The following is a 19,041-nucleotide window of genomic DNA, read 5'->3' as shown; positions in this document are numbered from 1 at the left end:
CATTCCAATGTAGGATTGAGCCTGCTCGCGATGGCCACACCTCGGTCTGATGCCTTGCTCAAATCGCACTGAACCGCCGCGCCAACCCCTGCTCCGCAAACTGCTCAATCAGAAAATCCACAAACGCCCGCGTCTTGCCCGGCAACAATTTATGCTCGGCGTAATAGATCGAAATGTTGCCGTCATCGACGTACCAATCCGGCAACACCCGCTGCAACTTCCCCGCCTCCAGGTACCCCACCGCAAACGGCATGCTCACCAAGGCAATCCCCAAGCCCTGCGCCGCCGTCCTGCACGCGGCTTCGGAATCGCTCATGGTCATTCGCGTCTTGAGCATCAATGGCCGGCAATTCTGCGGATTGCGCCCGGTCAACTGCCAGGAACGCACACGCCCGGTTTGCGGCGAGCGGATCAAAATTCCGTCGTGATGGCTGAGGTCGTCCGGTTCGAGGATCCGAGGGTTGGCCTGCAAGTAATCCGCAGACGCCACCAATATCCGATGCGCCGGGCTCAGCTTGCGTGCAATCACCCCTTGCGGCAGTTCGAAACCGCCACCGATGGCCGCGTCGAAGCCCTGCCCGATCAGATCGACCTGGCGATTATCGAAATGCCAGTCCGGGTTGATTGCAGGGTATCGCCGTAGAAACTCACCGAGCATCGGCACGATGTGCAGGCAACCAAACGCGGCGCCCATGCTGACTTTCAGCGTCCCGGCCGGCAGCCCTTCGACACTGGACAGATTGGCCACAGCATTTTGAATCGTCGTCAGACTGCCACTGACCTGATCGAGGAAAAGCTGCCCGGCCTCGGTCAGCGTCAAGCTGCGTGTACTACGCTGGAACAGCCGTACGCCGAGTCGCACCTCAAGTTTCGCCACACTCTTGCCGACGGCCGCCGGGGTCAGACTCAAACGTCGCGCGGCCTCGGCAAAGCTGCCGACTTCGGCACTGCGCACGAAGCATTCGATGCTGCTGAAAGTTTCCATGATCGCCACTATAAACTTCTGGTTTACACAGACTATAGCAATCATGGTCTACACAGTTGTCGATACCACGCCGATACTCGCCACCAATACCAAGGCATTCCCGCCTTGAACACTCTGGAGATCGAACATGACCACTCAACACCTCAGCGGTAAAGTCGCTCTGATTCAAGGCGGTTCCCGTGGTATCGGCGCTGCCATCGTCAAACGCCTGGCCGCTGAAGGCGCTGCAGTAGCCTTCACCTACGTCAGCTCCACCGCCAAGGCCGAAGAGTTGCAGAACAGCATCACCGGCAACGGCGGCCAAGCCCTGGCGATCAAGGCCGACAGCGCCGATGCCGCCGCTATCCGCCACGCCGTCAGCGCTACCGTCAAAGCTTTTGGCCGAGTCGACATTCTGGTCAACAACGCTGGTGTACTGGCCGTTGCCCCACTGGAAGACTTCAAACTCGAAGACTTCGACCAGACCGTGGCGATCAACATTCGCAGCGTATTCATCGCTTCCCAGGAAGCCGCTAAACACATGGGCGAAGGCGCACGCATCATCAACATCGGCAGCACCAACGCCGACCGCATGCCCTTCGCCGGCGGCGGTGTGTATGCGATGAGCAAATCGGCGCTGGTCGGCTTGACCAAAGGCCTGGCCCGCGACCTCGGCCCTCGCGGCATCACCGTCAACAACGTGCAGCCGGGGCCGGTTGATACCGACATGAACCCGGCACACGGTGACTTCGCCGAAAGCCTGATCCCGCTGATGGCCGTCGGCCGTTACGGTAAAGCCGAAGAAATTGCCAGTTTCGTCGCCTACCTGGCAGGCCCGGAAGCCGGATACATCACCGGTGCCAGCCTGACCATCGACGGTGGTTTCGGCGCCTGATTGTTCCAGATTGCCTGAACGAAAAACGCCGCCCCTCCTTGACAGAGGGGCGGCGTTTTTTTTTGTCTCGCTGGTTTAAGCCCAATCCAGCGCCGGCAAACCACAGGCACTCGGGGTGAACGCTTTCAGCGTACGAAGAATCCCGTCGGCGTGTGCGTATTTTTCATCGGCCATGGCGGCGTCGGGAATGGCGATGGCGGTCATACCGGCGGCTTTCGCAGCAGTCACGCCAAACGGCGAATCTTCGAACACCAGGCAATCCTCAGGCGCCACGCCCAGACGCCGGGCAGCGGTGAGGAAAATATCCGGTGCCGGTTTGGCTGCACCGACTTCCGGATCATCCGCCGTGACAATGAAATCGAACAACGCAAACCAGTCACGATGCAGCGTGGTTTTCTGCCCGAACGATTGGCGCGACGAGCTGGTGCCCACGGCGATTGGAATGTTGTGCGCCTTCAGGTGACGGATCAGTTCCTCGGCACCCGGCATCGCTTGTGCAGTGGGAAAACGTTCACGCATCAGCGGCTCGCGGATCAGCAGAAACTCTTCGGCGGTAATCGGCAGCTCCAAAGCCTGCACCACATAGTTCGCCAGATCGTTGGCCCCACGGCCAATGATGTTCTGCTTGATGCTCCAGTCGAAGGTGCGCCCATAGCGCCCGGCAATCAGCGAGGTGACCTCGGTGTAAATGCCCTCGGTGTCCAGCAGCAAACCGTCCATATCGAAAATCACGGCCTTGATCGGGCCGAACGCCTTCAGCGGTGCATTCATCATCGGATCCGTTATCAAAAACATCCCAGGCGCCTGAAGCAGGTCGCTGCTCGGATCTGATTAAAGGGTTCAGCAGCATAACGAGCGTGACGGACATAGAGCAACGGTCAATGTCTCTGGAGGCGGTGAACTACTCGCGAACATTTAGCGAAACGTCCTACAGGCATCACCTACTTGGCCGACTTCTTTCCGCGTTGATCCCCCGCAAAGTCCTCGCACCTTTTTGATGTGCGCGAGAACTGCGAATGCTCGAAACCGATCGGCTACTGGCCCTCAACAACAGCATTGGCCTGCTGGTAGTTGCCGCACTGAATCCCGAACACCCGGATTTCGAGACCCTGATCGAGGAGTTCCGTCTGTGCCTGAACGATTACGAGGCCTGGGCTGAAGCGTTCTGGACCGGGACGGCGCTGGATATCGAGCAGGTGTTCAAGGTCGGCAACGACGTCCAGCTCAGTGCACCGCTGAAATCCTCCAAGCCGATCAGTTCGTCGGTGGTGATGTGCCCGGCCAGCGGGCCGTTGACGCTGGTGCACATGTTCGAAGCCGCACGGTTTGTGCCGATCGGCGATACCCCGCTAACACTTGAACCGCTGCTGAGTGACGTCAACGGGGTTCTCACCTTTGGCGCACCGCTGCATCACACCATTGGCCCGAGCGGCATTCTGCAAGTGACCGACTGCGATCGGGGCCAGCGTTATCGCATCACCTTCTTTCCCGATGTTTCAGCCGCTCACGTCAGTGCTCTGTTCGCCTCCTATGAGGCCATCCTTGCCGGTCTGGAAGGCTGGCTGCGGACTGAGTGGAGCGGGTTCCAACCTCTGTGGAAAGAGTTTTCCAGCGCCGGATTCGCTGACCGTTACGGCCAATTACAGCGGGCCGACTGGCGCGGATTCGAGAGTGCCCTGCACGGCGTCTGGGATGACATCAAGCAGGTGTTCGCCCTCCTCGCCGACTTGCAGGCCAACAGCGAAAAGCTCCTCGATTACCTCAGCGAAGCCGAGCTTGAAGCGTTGCTGCAAGCGTCCAGCGCGTCCATTGCCGACGGCTTGTTGATCCTCAGCGATGAGCCGCTGCTGTTCATTCATCTCGCGGCATTCACCAGCTGGCTGAAAATGCTGCCGCCGCAGTATGTGGCTGAAGTGGTGGCTGAAGTTCGCGTCGAACTGCTGATCGCTTTTCTGCTGATGCGGCTGTCTGGCGGTGTCGGCGTGCAAATACGCCTGAGCAGCAAAGTACTGGCGAAGATCAAGTCGCCGCGAGCACGGGAGTGGCTGGCGGCTTCAGCGTTGCGACTGGCGGAACTGAGCACTGCACCGCCGCTGGACAAACATGCCAGCGTGCTGAAACCGCTGATGATCAATGCACGCGACGTTGTGCTGAATCCGACGCCCGCCATTCCTCTGAACATTCGTCAAGCCGATTCTTTGGTGTTGACGGTGCCAAATCCGGCGCCCATTACACGCGACAAGACTCGCAACATGGCGGCCCTGCAACGCCATGAGCCACACGACGATGTACCGGATCAGGCGAAAAACCCTAACGGCGACAACGCCGATTGCGTACCGCTGACCTGCACCAATGGCTGCCCGGTGTCGATGGTCACCGGCGAAGAACTGTTGACCCTGACCGATGGTGTGCTTGATGGGCGACTGCCGTTCGAGTTCACCCGGGTGTATCGCACCAGCGCTGTCGAGGTCGATGTCGGCCTGGGATTTGGCTGGAGCCATTCGCTGGCGCACCGCCTGCTGTTCGAAGGCGATTGTGTGGTCTGGATCGACCACGAGAACCGCCGAACTCGGTTCCCGTTACCAGACGTCGAGCGGCCGGCGATTCACAACAGTCTGTCGCGGGCGGCGATCTTTCTTGGCGATGAACCACAGGAACTGATCCTTGCACTGGCCGGGGATGTGCCGCGCTTTTACCACTTCCGCGCGGGGCGGCTGACGGCGATCAGTGACGCGTATGGCAATCGACTGTGCATCAGTCGGGACCGTCAGGATCGTATTGATCGTCTCGACAATGGCGCTGGCCGGGCGCTGCGATTGCGCTATGACCGGGCGCAATTGATCGCGGTCGATTACCAGGTTTTCCACGCGTCTGAATGGGCCACTGAACAAACCCTCGCCCGCTACTGCTACGACGCCCGCCAACGCCTGTTAGCCGCGACCAACGCCGTCGGTGACAGCGAGCGCTACGACTACGACGACGCCCACGTGATCCTGCAGCGGCAATTGACAGGGGGCGCGAGCTTCTTCTGGGAGTGGGAACGCGCCGGCAAGGCCGCCCGTTGCGTGCGCCACTGGGCATCGTTTTCGCAGATGAATACGCGGTACGTCTGGGATGACGATGGCAGCGTCACAGTGCATTACGTCGACGGCACCGAAGAGGTTTACGTCCACGACGACCGTGCACGACTGGTGCGCAAGGTCGAGGCCAACGGTGGCGAACACCTCAAGGCCTACGACGATTGCGGGCGTCTGGTCGCCGAGCAGGACGCGCTGGGGGCCATAACCGAATACCACTACGACGAAATCGGACGGCTGATTGCACTGATTCCTCCGGATGACGCGCCAACGTCCTACGAATATCGCAACGGTTTCCTGCACAAACGCAGCCGGGGCGACGCAACCTGGATCTACCGGCGCAATGCCGAGGGTGATGTCACCGAAGCCGTCGATCCCGACGGACAGGTCACCCATTACTACTACGATATTCGCGGGCAGCTGCTGTCAATCCGTTACCCGGACAGCAGCCGGCATCGCTGGGTCTGGAATGACCTTGGCCAGTTGACCGAGGAAACGTTGCCTGAGGGTGGCGTACGACGCTTTTCCTACGATGCGCAGGGACGGCGGACGACTGTTGTTGACGAACACGGTGCGGTGACCCGTCTGCAGTGGGACGCCGTCGGCCGACTGGCGCAGACGACATTTCCCACAGGCGCGACTCGCGCCTACAGCTACGGCGCCTACGGCCAGGTTACCGCCGAGCGTGATGAACTCGGGCGCATCACCCGTTATGAATACGACGACGATCTGCATCTGGTTTCGCGGCGGATCAACCCCGACGGCACGCGGGTGCAGTACCGCTACGACCATGCGCAACTGTTGCTCACCGAGATCGAAAACGAGTCCGGTGAAAAATACCTGCTGGACTACACGCCAACCGGATTGATCCGAGAGGAAACCGGCTTTGACGGCCAACGTACCGCGTATGCCTATGACCTCAACGGGCACCTGCTGGAGAAGACCGAGTTTGGCGACGACGGCTCACAGTTAGTCACGGCCTATAAACGCGATGCTGCCGGGCGTCTTCTGGTCAAAACCCTGCCCGACGGCATCAGGGTCAGCTACCAATACGACCGCCTCGGCCGCCTCGTCAGCGTCGATGACGGCCAGCAACATCCGCTGGCTTTCGAGTACGACCGTCAGGATCGGCTGATCACCGAGCACCAAGGCTGGGGCACGTTACGGTATGCCTATGACGCCTGCGGTCAGCTCAAACAACTGCGCCTGCCGGACAACAGCAAGCTCGACTACCGCTACACCAAGGGCGGCGCGCTGAGCGGTATCGACCTCAACGGCGCGCAACTGACCACGCACACCTTCCAGTCGGGACGCGAACAGCAGCGTCAGCAAGGCCTGTTGCTCAGCGAATATTCCTACGACGATCAAGGCCAATTGCTGGCCCATACCGTAGGCCATGAACACCAGTCACTGTATCGGCGCGACTATGCCTACAGCGCCAACGGCAACCTTGAACACATCGCCGACACCCGCCATGGCCAGCGCACCTATGGTTACGACACCCTCGACCGCCTGATCCGCGTCCGGCATTCGCGCGACGAACTGCCGGAAAGCTTCGCCCACGACCCGGCTGGTAACCTCCTGACACAGGACGGCACCGGCCCGAGCCGGATCAAAGGCAATCGCCTGCTGATGCAGGGCGACCGCCACTACGACTACGACGCCTTCGGCAACCTGATCCGCGAACGCCGTGGTAGCGCGCACAAACTGGTCACCGAATACCGCTACGACTGCCAGCACCGCCTGATCGGCCTGACCCGCCCGGACGGCAAAACCGCGTCCTACCAATACGACGCCTTCGGACGCCGCATCCGCAAAACCGTCGACGGCGTCACCACCGAGTTCTTCTGGCAAGGCGACCACCTCGTCGCCGAAAACAGCCCCAACGAATACCGCAGCTACGTCTACGAACCCGGCACCTTCCGCCCGCTGGCCATGCTCGACGGCAAAGGCCCGAAAAAGGCTTGCCCGTTTTATTACCAACTCGATCACCTCGGTACGCCGCTGGAGCTGACCGATTACAGCGGGGAAATCGTTTGGTCGGCGCAGTACGACGCGTACGGCAAGGTCGCGGCGCTGACCTTGGCGGCCGAGGACTATCTCGATCAACCGTTGCGGTTTCAGGGGCAGTATTTCGATGGGGAAAGTGGGCTGCACTACAACCGGCATCGGTATTACGACCCGAGGTTGGGACGGTATCTGACGCCGGATCCGGTGAAGCTGGCGGGTGGGATTAATCAGTATCAGTACACGCCGAATCCGACGGGGTGGGTGGATCCGTTGGGGTTGAGTGATTGTCCGGGTGGGGATGGATGCAAGAAACCATCACTCGAATCAGTCGATCCCACCACAAAGATTAAGGGTGGTGCGGAAAATCCGTCCCTCCATGTGCCACAACAAATGTACTTGTACCGTGGGTCTTCAACAGATCCATCAGAAGTCTTCGAGAACGGTTTTAAAAGCAAGGGGAATAGCAACGATCTTTTTCTTCACTCTATCGATAGTGATTTCCCTCCAAGTAATTTCATAAGCACTTCTCTTTCTAGAGACATGGGAAAAGCATTCGCCACCAGCTATTTTACAAGACCTGGTTTTCTCTACACACTCAGAATGATTCCCGGACATGATCTAAAAAAAGAGCTAGGTACGGCTTATAACTTTAGTAAAGAGCAGGAAATTGCTATTCCCGGCAAGATCAGGAGGGAAGACATTCTTGGTGCTACACTAATTATCGACGATGGCAAAGAGTTCGGCTACTCAATCCCTAATCCACACAGGAACACAAGCAAATGAAAACTACGTTTACAGTTGTCGTAGCCAAACACAATGAAATACAAAAACTCGACCTTCTTTGCGATAGCCAAGCGATATCTATAACAATAAAACCTGAAGACAACAAAGAAAGAACTTATACTGATAGCGATTTTTACAAATGCTTTTCATTGCTAAGAAAGGACAACCCACACCTGACTTTCTACTGCAAGGGCGCAAAGTTAAACGTTCACCCATCGAGCATGTCATCTCAGATGTCACTTGGGCTAAAGGCATACGAATTGGTGAATGGCAAGGAACCCTCTTTAGATGATCTCGTATTTATATTTGATTATGAGGAGCGTGACTTGACTAGCAATCCGGACGAGCAACGTTTGTTTTATTTAAAGTGGACGATTTCTTGAATAATACGATTTTCATCCTGAAAATATTACTAAATTCATTCACAAAAATTAGGCACAAGAAGCCAGTAAAGATCTCACAGATAACCCCCCCTTCTTCAAGAGGTCATCATGAAGTATTGGAACGACATAAACGGAAGCACCTTTTTTAACATGATTTTTACCTCTTCGGTAGCCATAAACGAAATACGTCTTTTCATTCTAAATATCGATAACAACTACTCGACTATTACACTAGGATTCGACATACCCGAAATCCCAGATATACTTCCAGCAAAGTGGAAAGCAATTGAGTTTAACGCTTGCCGAATTGGACTAAAATGCAGTGAAATAGAAAATTTATCTATAAAAAACCTACCAAACCAAAACGATCTTCGATTAAACATAGACAACCGCAACTCCCGCCTTCTCGTTTCGGCCACATCAAAAAACTCATCGATAAGCTTTACTACGTCATTTATAAATCTCGAAGAGCCCTCGGTGTACCTGACAAAAACTCCATTTCTTAGTAAATAACGTATTACCGGCATTACCTTAAATAAATAAAAAAATGGCACCCCCAGATAATCTCGACATACTCATCCCCCGACATAAGCGCAAAATTGAGCATTGGCTAAACAGCCACTTCTTTTTTCGTCTTCAAGTCTCACCGTCATGAAGCGGCATCTGAACGCGTCCTAAGGGCCTGAAGTCCCAGGCCCTTAGAGTCAATCAGCAGGTTGCCTCCAGTAGCAACCGTTCACTGCTCATCCTCTTCATACTCCATATCCGCCTCATCCGAATCATTCAGCGGCACCGTCGCATCATCCATCAGCGAGCCCGGATCCTCGTTCCCGGGATCATTGATAAACGGCAGCCCGCTCGGGCCTTTTTCTTCCTTGCCTTCGGTTTCGGGAGTCATGGCAAACCTCTTTTTTTGGGGGAAGTGTATGACGTTCGAAAAGCCTTGCAGCCAATCGTTCCTGAGTCCTACCTGCAAAAACGAAAAACCCGGCACGAGGCCGGGTTTCTGTTGAACCGCTGATCAATGATGACGGTTCTTGTGTTTATTCTTGTGTTTGTGGCCGCCGCCGGAGTGGGATCCGCCGTCGTCCCCCAGGTTGTTGCCGACCGCACCACCAGCCGCGCCACCTAATCCTGCACCGACCGCCGAACCCGTTGATCCGCCGAGGCTATTACCGATTACTGAACCACCCGCAGCGCCGAGGCCACCGCCAATCGCGGCTTCGGTGCGATTGCGTTTATTCGCCCCGACCGCACCGCCGGCCGCGCCGCCTACACCTGCGCCAACCGCCGCGCCTGTGCTGCCGCCAAGTTGGCCGCCAACCACGTTGCCCAATACGCCACCGAGCCCGCCGCCGACGGCTGCCGAACCATCCCCGGCAGCCATCGCGCCTTGCGTCACCAGTAATCCGAAAAACAGTGCAGATAATGACAATCGCATTTGAACCTCACAGTTCCCGAATCGGGACAGTCCGCCCAAGCAAGGGCCTATGTGATATTGGAGATGCTTGTGGGAAAAACGTTCAGCAACTAAAAAGCCCGGCATTGAGCCGGGCTTTTTCTGAACAACGATCAGTTTCAGTGACGCTTGTGACCTTTGGCCAGATTGCTGCCGACCGCACCGCCCGCTGCACCGCCCAGACCTGCACCGATGGTGGCGCCAGTCCGGCCGCCCAGGCTGTTGCCGATTACCGAACCACCGGCTGCCCCGACACCACCGCCGATGGCCGCTTTGGTGCGGCTGCCCTTACGAGCCGTCAATGCACTGCCCGCCGCGCCAGCGACGCCGGCACCCACTGCGGCACCAGTGCTGCCGCCCATTTTCTGACCGAGCACATTACCCAGCGCACCACCCAGACCACCGCCCAGCGCCGCAGTGCCATCACCGGCAGCCATTGCACCTTGAGCAACCAGAAGGCCCAGAACCAGAGCAGGCAGAGTTAAACGCATGAAGAAAACCTCAAAAATTGGGATGACAAAAAGGGCCGGGATTTAATGCTCTCGGGGCGCAAAAGTCCAGACGAATTCAGAGACCTGCGCGCACATGGCGCCGATTGGACAGCGATTCTGGAAAAGGTTTTATGACAGGCAAAAAAAAGCCCGCTGGGGAGACGGGCTGGAGACTTGCTTTCTAACGGATGGCTTCACCCTACTTCGATCAACGTGAAAAGTTTGTGAAAACCTTCCGAACCATTTCGTCGTCTGCAGGGATTGTTCCCCTCCATTCATCAGGGACAAAAAACCCCGCTCATTTGACGGGGTCGTTCAATGCGCAATTATTTTCGGGCACGAGTTGCGACCTTCGGAAGAAATTTGGCTTTCGGCCCCTTGGGCGCCGTGGATTTGATCTTTCCGGTCTGCACCGGGTCCTCGCCAAAACCTGCCTGGTACTCGGTCTGGCCGCACCGTACGCAGTTGTTGAAGGAAAATTCAGCCCCATCGTCTTCGATATACGGATCAGTCATACCTTCGCCCCTTCGCCATCAGTCGACACCGGCAAAAACCCTTTTGCCTGAAAAAATATCGACCTCCAAGGCTTTTGAGACTAGCCGGTCATTCCTGGACTTGTTATTCAGATCGTCTGATGCCCGACGAATGGCCTACAAAAAATAGACGGGCGAATAAACCATTGGTCCCACATCACTAAAGAATTCCGCCGACTGGCCGTTGCCCTTTTTCATACAAATGAATCTCAAGGAGAGAACATGCAAATCAACGGATTCCCGAATCTGCCCGTCGTAAAGCTCACGGACGAACAAATCGCAGCCGGCAAGGCTGGCGCGGAAAAACTCAAGGACAAGATCGCTTCCGGCGAAATCACCATCAAAAATCCGGGTCCGGATACGCCGGTTCTGCAGCCTGGCGTCATTTACCATCCGAGCCAGCCGGTGCAACCGAGCCAACCCTCCGATACGCCTCCGCTGGTCGCTATCGACACGCCGCTGACCTATGACGATAAAGGTCTGGTGATCCTCAAGCCACAGGGCTGATCGCCAACCTAAAGAGCCCATTCGACTTTTGAATGGGCTCACAGGCCTGACACCCCATCAGCGCAACTTCACCGCCGTCCCCGTCGCAAACACCACAACCATCCCGCCCTTGCCGCCGGGCATGCTGATCTCGAAATCCACCCCGACCACCGCATCCGCCTGCAAAGCGCGCGCCCGCTCGCGAAGTTCTTCCGTCGCCTGCACACGAGCCTCCTTCAACGCCCGCTCCAGCGTCTGCGAACGTCCACCGAAAAAGTCGCGCATACCGGCGAACATGTCGCGGATCACATTGACGCCCTGCACCGATTCCGCACTGACAATGTCCAGGTAGGCGGTGATCTGGCGACCCTCAATGGATTGAGTCGTTGAGATGATCATGGTGTCGTCCTTTTACTGATGAATAAAAGCGCTGATTGTAATGCTCAACGCAACTCCAATCCGCCGCCTGATAAATTCCAGACACCAGAAACCACAAAACCCCTGACTTCTTTCGAAATCAGGGGTTTTGTGTACTGAATGTGGCGGTGAAGGAGAGATTCGAAACTACCCGTTTGCGCTTTTCTGTGCACACCCCCCCCGGTTTATAAGGGCTGCAGAGGCCACGCTGGGGCAAGATACAGATCAACCAGATCGATCACCTCGACCTGCAGGTGTGGATTCAGGACACGCTGTCGAAGACCCTGAAGAACAAGACCACCCGCGACATCATCAGCAACGTGCGCCAGGTGTTTCGCTTGTACCGCACGCGGATGAAAGTGGCGCACGATCCGACCGAGGGGTTGATGGTGCGCCTGCCCGATCCGGAAGCCCCGGACCCGTTCACCCGCGCGGAAATCAAACAGATCCTCGACACCCCGACCAGCCGTACACACGAACTACTGATGGTGCAGTTCATGTTATGGGCCGGCCCGCGAGTGTCGGAGACGATCGCTTTGGCCTGGAAGGATGTCGACCTGGCGCAGGGCACGGTGACCTTTCGCCGTTCCAAGGTACGCGGCGCCTATCGGGTGACGAAAACCCGCCGATCGATGCGCCGGGTGCGCCTGCTCGCTCCGGCGTGGGACGCCCTGCGCAAGATCGATGCGCTGACCCGCAGACGCAAGGCGGAAACCGTGGAGGTGGTCGAGCTGGACAACAAAACCGTGGGACCACACAAACTGCACTTTGTATTCCTGAACAGCAAAAGCGGCTTGCCGCACGCTAACGACTTCGTAGTGCGCGATCGCTTTTTCAAAGCGCACTTGCTCGCCGCCGGCGTTCGTTATCGGGGACCCGGTCAATGCCGGCACACCTACGCCAGCCAGCTGCTGACCACCGGTGTGGCGTCGATCGACTGGATCGCCGAGCAGATGGGGCATACCAACGGCAACATGATCCGCCAGCACTACGGAACGTGGATCAATGAGGACGGACCCGATGTGGTCGGCATGCTGCAAATGGCCTTGAAGCTATCACCGGTTACAGCTCTGCACTGAATAAGCTGTGGCTACCGCTTTCGGAGAAGCCAGAAGATCACGGAGTGGTAAGCCAGCCTTGGGGGGACTGGTTTCCACAGCCACAAAAAAAAACCCCCACGCCTGGGGCTGGTGTGGGGGCCGATTGAACTTAGGCTGGAATTTTAAGTATCAGTCGTCCAAGCAATAAAATGGAAGTTCCTGCCTTCATATTTTACGGGACCTTCATGTTGTCGCGGGCGGCGTTCCTATAATCGCGCTGCTAGCGATTGAGAAAAATGCAGATTCCGCGTCACTGAACTCCATTATTTCCCGAGTATCCGGTTTTTTAGATCTCTGCTTTAACGCAAAAAACTTAGATAGTTCAAGAAGCGCGTTGATTATTTCAAGACGGGGAGTCGTCGCATTAGGGGTGATAGTCAAGCCGTAGTGACGACACTCTCTACCAGATGCATCGTCATCTCTGAAAATAATAACTTCATGCTCATCATTTAGATCTTCATGCGCGAGCTCATAATCAATTCGCATTATCCCTGCATTGACGGCAAACCCCGAATCCTCATATTTCCCACCCTTCGTTCTCCGATAGCGCAACTCATTTAACACATCAAGAATACGGTTGGTATCATCTACTTTGAATGATCTAAAAAATGAAACTGCTTTCTCTTCACGTTCTTCGCGCAAATCAAATGTTGCAAACTCTACAAACTCTCCACCACAAGTCTCGCTCATGGTCACGCTGCTATCAACCTGTGACCAGCAAAGCTGACCGCGAATATCGCTTGGCTTAAGATACCGATACACCAGAGTTTCTGCAGAGTGATCAGTCATTTGATAATCCCTTGGAGATTCAGTAGCTTCCATATGTTTTTTGAGTTTCTAATATTAGTTGAAAGTTTTGCAATCCCAGAAACCCTTATCGAGCCTTTTGTTTGACGCTGAGCATAAGAGTACTCAACTTCAGAATTTCCACCAATCAACAGAGTGAGCGTACCCTCGCCTTGTAGAGTAACGCCAATCTTATAAGTCTCGAAATCTAAAAAATAATTCGGCTGCTTCTCTTTAAGCTCTGGAAGGTAACGAGTCAACTGCGAAAGTGCTTGGAGTATAGAGTCAATATTATTCCTCTCAGAAACTTGAGAATTCCTGCAGTACTCTCTCTCTATCCATTGACTAGCGACCGTTTCAATTTGTTCGCACCACTCCGCATGCTGGGAGTTAATGAGCCCATCTCCCAGAATCTTAACATTACCATGCTGATCTATGCTGGGCTTTAATTCACCATTCTCAATAGCGTCATACCAAGACATCCTTTCATCAACAAAAGGATGATCTTCTTGTTCGTATACTGTAGCAAAGCTCTTAGTGTAAAAAACTTGACCTACAAACTTTGGCCTAACGTCTTCTTGAGTTTGTTTTTTTTGCAAATACGCAGACTGGACATGCGTTACAAAATGATCTTTTATATAGTAATGACCAGTCTTTGGGGCTAGTACCTTTTCCTCAATTTTCTTCGCCATCATCGCCTTCCAAAAATTGACTTAGAGCTTTCAACAAGTTCTGAGCGACATCCTTAGTCATAGCTACTGAATCGAAAATTTGTTCAGGTTCATCGGGAAGCGCCGTAATAAAATCAATTACTATTACGCTCTTGGTCTGGGCCGCTTTGAAGCCTGAAACCAAGGATGGAGGAGTGTGACGTTGCAAATTTTCCTTTTTAACTTTCGACATGTCTATTCCAATTGATATAAAAACGGCGGTCGTGACGATTAGGTAAGACTACGCCGCAGCAAGCCGAGCATAGCACGTTGGGTTTAAAGCGTGAGTCTCCCTAGGAGTCAACAGAATCTAGTGGGATTGGTAGTGAACGGGGACAACAGAGCCAGAATACGCACAGCTCCATAATTGCTAATCCCTACCGCATAGTGGAGTTGGCTCGTACCGCTGGCTACAGTCTCAGATCGAAAGCGCTGCCGTTGTGTCCACAGTGGAGCCCTGAGAAATGCTACATCCGGCCGTCCGCCTTCAAATGAGAACGTCTGAAAAAATTTCTGATGGCCAGTCGTTTTGCGTATGCGGAATCAGGCGCGAATTCCTAGGACTGTCGTAATCGCAGGATCGCTTATGATAATGCCTGTGCATTCGTATCCAAGGTTTCCATAGCCCCTACAGCATTAAGGGCAACATCTTCTACTCCATTCTCTGAAAGCCATTTCGTGACCTCTTCGATTGCGGCAGCCAATGCATGCTGGTTGTGCTGGAGCAATGTCAGAGCATCTGCTGTGGCGACGTTGGAGTCGGAATTATTTGGCATGCGTTCGTCCTTGAGCGAGGGTTCTGGAGAGCTTAGTCCAGGGGAGTCGAATCATCACCAACGGCGCGCTCGCTGCGCCTCATTTTTCGCACCAGAACAATGCGCTAGTCCCATGCCAGTCCCATATGGTCATTCTTGGGACACCAAAAACCACAAACCCCCGACTTTCTCTAGGAAAATCAGGGGTTTGTGTTTACTAAATGTGGCGGTGAAGGAGAGATTCGAACTCTCGATACAGTTTCCTGTATACACACTTTCCAGGCGTGCTCCTTAAGCCACTCGGACACTTCACCGTATCTCTTCAAACATGTTCTGTCTGTCGAGGCGCGCTAATGTAGTCGAAAGCTTTTCCGATGGCAAACTTTTTTTGCAGAATTTTCATGCGCTTAAGAGAAAAAGCCGTTTGCGCTGCTGACGGCCCATGGCAAACCGGCCAATCTCCGGTGACTGTGCCCCTTCTATATAGAAGCAAAATGGCGAGCTACGCTGGATCAGCCGCGAATCGGTGACTGGCGGGTCAGTCACGGCGCTTTACCTGACCTGCGGCGGTGGGTAACGTCTGCCCATCTTTCTTACAAGGAATAGCGTCATGAGTGAGTTGATTTCCTACCACCTCGAAGACGGTATCGCGACCCTGACCTTGAGCAACGGCAAGGTCAATGCCATTTCCCCGGACGTGATTGCGGCCTTTAATGCGGCGCTGGACCAAGCGGTGACTGATCGTGCCATCGTGATCATTACCGGTCAGCCAGGCATTCTGTCCGGCGGCTATGATCTGAAGGTGATGACAGCCGGGCCTAAAGAAGCGGTGGCGCTGGTGACTGCGGGGTCGACGCTGGCACGTCGCCTGCTCTCTCACCCGTTCCCGGTGATTGTTGCTTGCCCGGGTCACGCCGTGGCCAAAGGTGCTTTCATTCTGTTGTCGGCGGATTACCGCATCGGCGTCGATGGCCCGTTCAGCATCGGCCTGAATGAAGTGCAGATCGGCATGACCATGCACCACGCCGGGATCGAGCTGGCGCGTGATCGCCTACGTCGTTCGGCGTTCCACCGCTCAGTGATCAATGGCGAGATGTTTGATCCGAAAAGTGCTGTGGATGCCGGGTTCCTCGACAAGGTGGTGTCCGCCGAGGAACTGCAAGGTGCCGCCCTTGCTGCCGCGCGCCAACTGAAGAAGATCAACATGCTCGCGCACAAAAATACCAAGCTGAAGGTGCGCAAGGCGCTGCTGGAAACCCTCGATAACGCCATCGTCCAGGATCAGGAGCATCTGGGTTAAGCCCAGGCTCAAGCATTGAAGAAAAGCCCGACCCTCGTGTCGGGCTTTTTCTTACACGCTCGGTTGAAAACGCTGTAGCGGCTCTAGGACGGGTCTGACAAGCAACTCTGAAACATGCGCTTAAACATCGCCTATCTCCGGACTCTATAGCGGCAATTGCCGAAAACAGTGCACATCCGTACACTGCGCCACCTTTTGTCCCGGTGGGGCCTGAAAATGCTGTTCGTGTTTCGTATGTTATTGATGGGCCTGCACTTTATTCTGGCGGGCATCCTTGGGGTGATCCTCGGTATATGCCGCCCTTTCAATCCGGACAACAGCCGACTGTGCGCCCGCCTCTACGCACTCCCGGCGATGTGCATTTTGCGCCTGCGGGTCAAGTCCGATGTCAGCGGCTTGATGAACAAGCCCGACAGTTGCGTGATCATCGCCAACCACCAATCCAACTACGATCTGTTCGTGTTCGGCAACGTCGTACCTCGTCGCACCGTGTGCATCGGTAAGAAGAGCCTGAAGTGGGTACCGCTGTTCGGGCAGTTGTTCTGGCTGGCCGGCAATGTGTTGATCGACCGTGGCAATGCGCACAAGGCGCGACAGTCGATGCTGACCACTACCAATACCCTGCAGAATGAAGACACCTCGATTTGGGTGTTCCCGGAAGGTACGCGTAACCTTGGCGAAGACTTGCTGCCATTCAAGAAAGGCGCGTTCCAGATGGCGATTGCCGCGGGTGTGCCGATCGTGCCGGTGTGCGTCAGCAGTTACATCAAACACATGCGCCTGAATCGCTGGCGCAGCGGGAAAATTCTCATACGCTCGCTGCCGGCGATTCCTACAGCCGGATTGACCATGGATGACATGCCCATGCTGATCGATCAGTGCCGTGAGCAGATGCGCGAGTGCATCGAATCGATGGATCGGCAGCTACAAGCCGCCTGAAAACGAAACCCGCCCTGTGCGGGTTTTCTTTTGCCCGGTGAACTGTGCAGATTTCACTGACTCTGAAGCAGCGACACGGCTAAGCTGAAGCCTTTCATTCCCTGCCATTTGCCAAAAAGAAGTGAATCACCACCATGGGTCGAGTTGTTGCTGCTGCGGTGTACAGCGCGGGTAAGAAAGTCACCAATATTACCCTCGATGAAGGTGCTGCCTGGGCCGCGAAAACCGGTCACTTTGTCTGGATCGGTCTGGAAGAGCCGGACGCTCAGGAGCTGTTCAATCTGCAACGTCAGTTCAACCTGCACGAATTGGCCATCGAAGACGCCCTGGAAAAACACAGCCGACCAAAGCTGGAAACCTTTGGCGACGCTTTGTTTATCGTCACCTACTCGCCCATCCGTGAGAACGGCGTTCTGCAGTTCATCGAGACGCACATCTTCGCGGGCAAGGGCTACATCATCACCGCGCGCAACGGCCACTCGGCGTCCTACGCCCATGTCCGTCAACGCTGTGAGGCGCGGCCGCTGTTGCTGGAGCACGGAGAAGACTTCGTCCTCTACGCGTTGCTCGATTTCGTCATCGAGAACTATCAGCCGGTGGGCGAAGCGATTCATGCCGAGATTGATGAGCTGGAGCGCAACGTGCTGTGCAGCGCTTTGAACGAGCGCGATATTCAGAAGCTGCATGGCTTGCGCCGCGATGTCGTGCGCTTGCGTCGTTACGCAGCACCGATGGTCGAGATTGGCGAGGAATTGCAGAAGCTCAGCTTTCCGTTTATCGACAAGAACATGCGCCCGTACTTCCGCGACGTGCAGATTCACGTGACGCGGCAAATGGAAGACCTGAGCACTCTGGCCGACATTGCCAGCCAGACCATCGAGATCGGTGTGTTACTGGAAGCGTCTCGGCAGAGCGTGGTGCAGCGCAAGTTTGCTGCCTGGGCGGCGATTCTGGCGTTTCCCACGGCGGTGGCGGGGATTTACGGGATGAACTTCCAGAACATGCCGGAGCTGAGCTGGCATTACGGCTATTTCGGTGTGCTGGGGTTTATTACGGTGGGATGTGTGAGTTTGTGGGCGAGTTTCAAGAAGTCTGGGTGGTTGTAAATCAAAAGATCGCAGCCTTCGGCAGCCCCTACGGGATTTCAGTGTAGGAGCTGCCGAAGGCTGCGATCTTTTGATCTGCTATTAAGCGACCTCAGGCTTGTGCGCCACAAACCGCATCATCCATTCCGCAACCGTCGCGCCATGGTGTTCCTGTTCAAGACTGGCCACACCCTTGCTGTAGATCTGCGAACCCAGTGCTTCCTGACGCAAATCGAGCAGCGCCCGCGAGTAATCGTGAATGAACTCCGGATGGCCCTGGAAGCACAGCACCTGATCATTGATGTGGTACGCGGCAAACGGGCAGAAATCGCTGGAAGCAATCACCGTGGCGTTTTCCGGCAGTGCAGTAACCTGATCCTGGTGGCTGATCAGCAACGTCAGTTCTTCACGCACCGGGCTCATCCACGGCGCCTTGGCCGCGAGTTTGTAGTTGTGGGTGCCAACGCCCCAGCCCTGCGTCGCGCGCTCGCTCTTGCCGCCCAGCAGCAGCGCCAACAGTTGATGGCCGAAACACACGCCAAGCAGTTTGTCGCCACGCTCGTAACGGTTCAGCAGGTATTCCCTCAGCGTTTGAATCCACGGGTCGGTACCGAACGAGTCGGCCTTGCTGCCGGTGACCAGGTACGCGTCAAAGGTCAGGTCGTCGCTCGGGTATTCGCCCTGCATCACGTTGTAGACGGTGAACTCGGCGGCAATCGGTTGCTGCGAGAACAGGCGCTGGAACATCTGCCCATAACCCTGATATTGATCGACCAGTTCCGGACGCAGGATGTCGGTTTCCAGAATGCAGATGCGTAGCGACATAAAAAATACCTGACACATGATGGGAATAATGAACACCCCAGAG

General features: G+C 55.5%; 20 protein-coding genes, 1 tRNA gene and 1 pseudogene. 9 read left to right on the top strand and 13 right to left on the bottom strand.

The window, feature by feature from the left end; translation table 11 throughout:
* Window positions 1-58: 58 nt before the first annotated feature.
* Window positions 59-985 carry a LysR family transcriptional regulator gene (locus PMI37_RS11765; RefSeq protein ID WP_045123117.1) on the bottom strand — a complete coding sequence of 309 codons (927 nt, stop codon included), beginning with the start codon at window positions 983-985 and terminating at the stop codon, window positions 59-61.
* 127 nt (window positions 986-1,112) lie between these two features.
* Between PMI37_RS11765 and PMI37_RS11760 the strand changes: the two genes are divergently transcribed.
* Entirely contained in the window at window positions 1,113-1,859 is a 747-nt protein-coding gene (locus PMI37_RS11760; RefSeq protein ID WP_008080990.1) for a 3-oxoacyl-ACP reductase family protein, read from the top strand.
* A 75-nt stretch (window positions 1,860-1,934) separates the two neighbouring features.
* On the opposite strand, the gene PMI37_RS11755 is transcribed toward PMI37_RS11760, so the two are convergent.
* A complete protein-coding gene (locus PMI37_RS11755; RefSeq protein WP_045123114.1) occupies window positions 1,935-2,630 on the bottom strand; it encodes an HAD-IA family hydrolase in 696 nt (231 codons plus the stop codon).
* A 245-nt stretch (window positions 2,631-2,875) separates the two neighbouring features.
* Between PMI37_RS11755 and PMI37_RS32480 the strand changes: the two genes are divergently transcribed.
* The 3 genes from PMI37_RS32480 (at window position 2,876) to PMI37_RS31250 (ending at window position 8,625) form a co-directional block, all read left to right on the top strand.
* Window positions 2,876-7,729: an RHS repeat-associated core domain-containing protein gene (locus PMI37_RS32480; RefSeq protein WP_008080988.1), complete on the top strand. Its 4,854-nt coding sequence runs from the start codon at window positions 2,876-2,878 to the stop codon at window positions 7,727-7,729.
* Window positions 7,726-8,112 (top strand): hypothetical protein, encoded by a 387-nt coding sequence (locus tag PMI37_RS11745; protein WP_008080987.1) that lies wholly within the window; start codon window positions 7,726-7,728, stop codon window positions 8,110-8,112. The genes PMI37_RS32480 and PMI37_RS11745 overlap by 4 nt, the downstream gene beginning before the upstream one ends.
* A 108-nt stretch (window positions 8,113-8,220) precedes the next feature.
* The gene (locus PMI37_RS31250) at window positions 8,221-8,625 is read left to right on the top strand and encodes an Imm50 family immunity protein (RefSeq protein ID WP_081500504.1); all 405 of its coding nucleotides are present in this window, start codon (window positions 8,221-8,223) and stop codon (window positions 8,623-8,625) included.
* 223 nt (window positions 8,626-8,848) lie between these two features.
* Here PMI37_RS31250 and PMI37_RS32030 read toward each other — a convergent pair whose 3' ends face one another.
* The 4 genes from PMI37_RS32030 to PMI37_RS11730 all read right to left on the bottom strand — a co-directional run bounded on the left by PMI37_RS32030 (window position 8,849) and on the right by PMI37_RS11730 (window position 10,577).
* On the bottom strand, window positions 8,849-9,010 hold the full coding sequence (locus tag PMI37_RS32030; protein WP_008080986.1) for a hypothetical protein: 162 nt from the start codon (window positions 9,008-9,010) through the stop codon (window positions 8,849-8,851).
* Window positions 9,011-9,133: 123 nt separating this feature from the next.
* Window positions 9,134-9,553 (bottom strand): YMGG-like glycine zipper-containing protein, encoded by a 420-nt coding sequence (locus PMI37_RS11740; RefSeq protein WP_008080984.1) that lies wholly within the window; start codon window positions 9,551-9,553, stop codon window positions 9,134-9,136.
* A gap of 137 nt (window positions 9,554-9,690) precedes the next feature.
* A complete protein-coding gene (locus tag PMI37_RS11735; protein ID WP_008080982.1) occupies window positions 9,691-10,062 on the bottom strand; it encodes a glycine zipper domain-containing protein in 372 nt (123 codons plus the stop codon).
* A gap of 326 nt (window positions 10,063-10,388) precedes the next feature.
* Window positions 10,389-10,577 (bottom strand): hypothetical protein, encoded by a 189-nt coding sequence (locus PMI37_RS11730; protein ID WP_008080981.1) that lies wholly within the window; start codon window positions 10,575-10,577, stop codon window positions 10,389-10,391.
* Window positions 10,578-10,817: 240 nt separating this feature from the next.
* On the opposite strand from PMI37_RS11730, the gene PMI37_RS11725 reads away from it, so the two are divergent.
* Window positions 10,818-11,102 carry a hypothetical protein gene (locus tag PMI37_RS11725; RefSeq protein ID WP_008080979.1) on the top strand — a complete coding sequence of 95 codons (285 nt, stop codon included), beginning with the start codon at window positions 10,818-10,820 and terminating at the stop codon, window positions 11,100-11,102.
* Window positions 11,103-11,159: 57 nt separating this feature from the next.
* On the opposite strand, the gene PMI37_RS11720 is transcribed toward PMI37_RS11725, so the two are convergent.
* On the bottom strand, window positions 11,160-11,480 hold the full coding sequence (locus PMI37_RS11720) for a YbjQ family protein (RefSeq protein ID WP_008080978.1): 321 nt from the start codon (window positions 11,478-11,480) through the stop codon (window positions 11,160-11,162).
* A gap of 218 nt (window positions 11,481-11,698) precedes the next feature.
* Here PMI37_RS11720 and PMI37_RS11715 point away from each other — a divergent pair.
* A pseudogene (locus tag PMI37_RS11715) lies at window positions 11,699-12,577 on the top strand (tyrosine-type recombinase/integrase); the annotation flags it as partial.
* 204 nt (window positions 12,578-12,781) lie between these two features.
* On the opposite strand, the gene PMI37_RS11710 reads toward PMI37_RS11715, so the two are convergent.
* The 5 genes from PMI37_RS11710 to PMI37_RS11690 all read right to left on the bottom strand — a co-directional run bounded on the left by PMI37_RS11710 (window position 12,782) and on the right by PMI37_RS11690 (window position 15,163).
* Window positions 12,782-13,387 (bottom strand): hypothetical protein, encoded by a 606-nt coding sequence (locus tag PMI37_RS11710; RefSeq protein WP_008080974.1) that lies wholly within the window; start codon window positions 13,385-13,387, stop codon window positions 12,782-12,784.
* Window positions 13,384-14,076 carry a hypothetical protein gene (locus PMI37_RS11705; protein ID WP_008080971.1) on the bottom strand — a complete coding sequence of 231 codons (693 nt, stop codon included), beginning with the start codon at window positions 14,074-14,076 and terminating at the stop codon, window positions 13,384-13,386. The genes PMI37_RS11710 and PMI37_RS11705 overlap by 4 nt, the downstream gene beginning before the upstream one ends.
* The gene (locus PMI37_RS11700; RefSeq protein ID WP_008080969.1) at window positions 14,060-14,287 is read right to left on the bottom strand and encodes a hypothetical protein; all 228 of its coding nucleotides are present in this window, start codon (window positions 14,285-14,287) and stop codon (window positions 14,060-14,062) included. Before PMI37_RS11700 ends, PMI37_RS11705 begins: the two co-directional genes overlap by 17 nt.
* Window positions 14,288-14,678: 391 nt before the next feature.
* Window positions 14,679-14,870 (bottom strand): hypothetical protein, encoded by a 192-nt coding sequence (locus PMI37_RS11695; RefSeq protein WP_008080967.1) that lies wholly within the window; start codon window positions 14,868-14,870, stop codon window positions 14,679-14,681.
* Between the two features lie 203 nt (window positions 14,871-15,073).
* A tRNA-Ser gene (locus PMI37_RS11690) sits at window positions 15,074-15,163 on the bottom strand.
* A gap of 296 nt (window positions 15,164-15,459) precedes the next feature.
* On the opposite strand from PMI37_RS11690, the gene PMI37_RS11685 reads away from it, so the two are divergent.
* The 3 genes from PMI37_RS11685 to PMI37_RS11675 all read left to right on the top strand — a co-directional run bounded on the left by PMI37_RS11685 (window position 15,460) and on the right by PMI37_RS11675 (window position 18,194).
* The gene (locus PMI37_RS11685) at window positions 15,460-16,149 is read left to right on the top strand and encodes a crotonase/enoyl-CoA hydratase family protein (RefSeq protein ID WP_008080965.1); all 690 of its coding nucleotides are present in this window, start codon (window positions 15,460-15,462) and stop codon (window positions 16,147-16,149) included.
* 216 nt (window positions 16,150-16,365) lie between these two features.
* The gene (locus PMI37_RS11680; protein ID WP_008080964.1) at window positions 16,366-17,088 is read left to right on the top strand and encodes a lysophospholipid acyltransferase family protein; all 723 of its coding nucleotides are present in this window, start codon (window positions 16,366-16,368) and stop codon (window positions 17,086-17,088) included.
* 134 nt (window positions 17,089-17,222) lie between these two features.
* Entirely contained in the window at window positions 17,223-18,194 is a 972-nt protein-coding gene (locus PMI37_RS11675) for a magnesium and cobalt transport protein CorA (protein ID WP_008080962.1), read from the top strand.
* Between the two features lie 81 nt (window positions 18,195-18,275).
* Here the strand turns inward: PMI37_RS11675 and PMI37_RS11670 are convergent, their stop codons facing one another.
* The gene (locus PMI37_RS11670; RefSeq protein ID WP_008080960.1) at window positions 18,276-18,998 is read right to left on the bottom strand and encodes an amidotransferase; all 723 of its coding nucleotides are present in this window, start codon (window positions 18,996-18,998) and stop codon (window positions 18,276-18,278) included.
* Between the last annotated feature and the right edge of the window lie 43 nt (window positions 18,999-19,041).

The organism is Pseudomonas sp. GM80, assembly GCF_000282515.1.
GTDB lineage: Bacteria > Pseudomonadota > Gammaproteobacteria > Pseudomonadales > Pseudomonadaceae > Aquipseudomonas.
This window is presented reverse-complemented; position numbering and strand designations above follow the sequence as displayed.

What these genes read in the sequence shown, in the direction of transcription:
- PMI37_RS11765 (WP_045123117.1), bottom strand. Translation starts at nt 985, where the DNA reads ATGGAAACTTTCAGCAGCATCGAATGCTTCGTGCGCAGTGCCGAAGTC.
- PMI37_RS11725 (WP_008080979.1), top strand. Translation starts at nt 10,818, where the DNA reads ATGCAAATCAACGGATTCCCGAATCTGCCCGTCGTAAAGCTCACGGAC.
- PMI37_RS11680 (WP_008080964.1), top strand. Translation starts at nt 16,366, where the DNA reads ATGCTGTTCGTGTTTCGTATGTTATTGATGGGCCTGCACTTTATTCTG.
- PMI37_RS11730 (WP_008080981.1), bottom strand. Translation starts at nt 10,577, where the DNA reads ATGACTGATCCGTATATCGAAGACGATGGGGCTGAATTTTCCTTCAAC.
- PMI37_RS11685 (WP_008080965.1), top strand. Translation starts at nt 15,460, where the DNA reads ATGAGTGAGTTGATTTCCTACCACCTCGAAGACGGTATCGCGACCCTG.
- PMI37_RS11700 (WP_008080969.1), bottom strand. Translation starts at nt 14,287, where the DNA reads ATGTCGAAAGTTAAAAAGGAAAATTTGCAACGTCACACTCCTCCATCC.
- PMI37_RS11735 (WP_008080982.1), bottom strand. Translation starts at nt 10,062, where the DNA reads ATGCGTTTAACTCTGCCTGCTCTGGTTCTGGGCCTTCTGGTTGCTCAA.
- PMI37_RS11705 (WP_008080971.1), bottom strand. Translation starts at nt 14,076, where the DNA reads ATGGCGAAGAAAATTGAGGAAAAGGTACTAGCCCCAAAGACTGGTCAT.
- PMI37_RS11695 (WP_008080967.1), bottom strand. Translation starts at nt 14,870, where the DNA reads ATGCCAAATAATTCCGACTCCAACGTCGCCACAGCAGATGCTCTGACA.
- PMI37_RS11720 (WP_008080978.1), bottom strand. Translation starts at nt 11,480, where the DNA reads ATGATCATCTCAACGACTCAATCCATTGAGGGTCGCCAGATCACCGCC.
- PMI37_RS11740 (WP_008080984.1), bottom strand. Translation starts at nt 9,553, where the DNA reads ATGCGATTGTCATTATCTGCACTGTTTTTCGGATTACTGGTGACGCAA.
- PMI37_RS11760 (WP_008080990.1), top strand. Translation starts at nt 1,113, where the DNA reads ATGACCACTCAACACCTCAGCGGTAAAGTCGCTCTGATTCAAGGCGGT.
- PMI37_RS32480 (WP_008080988.1), top strand. Translation starts at nt 2,876, where the DNA reads ATGCTCGAAACCGATCGGCTACTGGCCCTCAACAACAGCATTGGCCTG.
- PMI37_RS11755 (WP_045123114.1), bottom strand. Translation starts at nt 2,630, where the DNA reads ATGAATGCACCGCTGAAGGCGTTCGGCCCGATCAAGGCCGTGATTTTC.
- PMI37_RS11675 (WP_008080962.1), top strand. Translation starts at nt 17,223, where the DNA reads ATGGGTCGAGTTGTTGCTGCTGCGGTGTACAGCGCGGGTAAGAAAGTC.
- PMI37_RS11745 (WP_008080987.1), top strand. Translation starts at nt 7,726, where the DNA reads ATGAAAACTACGTTTACAGTTGTCGTAGCCAAACACAATGAAATACAA.
- PMI37_RS11710 (WP_008080974.1), bottom strand. Translation starts at nt 13,387, where the DNA reads ATGACTGATCACTCTGCAGAAACTCTGGTGTATCGGTATCTTAAGCCA.
- PMI37_RS31250 (WP_081500504.1), top strand. Translation starts at nt 8,221, where the DNA reads ATGAAGTATTGGAACGACATAAACGGAAGCACCTTTTTTAACATGATT.
- PMI37_RS11670 (WP_008080960.1), bottom strand. Translation starts at nt 18,998, where the DNA reads ATGTCGCTACGCATCTGCATTCTGGAAACCGACATCCTGCGTCCGGAA.
- PMI37_RS32030 (WP_008080986.1), bottom strand. Translation starts at nt 9,010, where the DNA reads ATGACTCCCGAAACCGAAGGCAAGGAAGAAAAAGGCCCGAGCGGGCTG.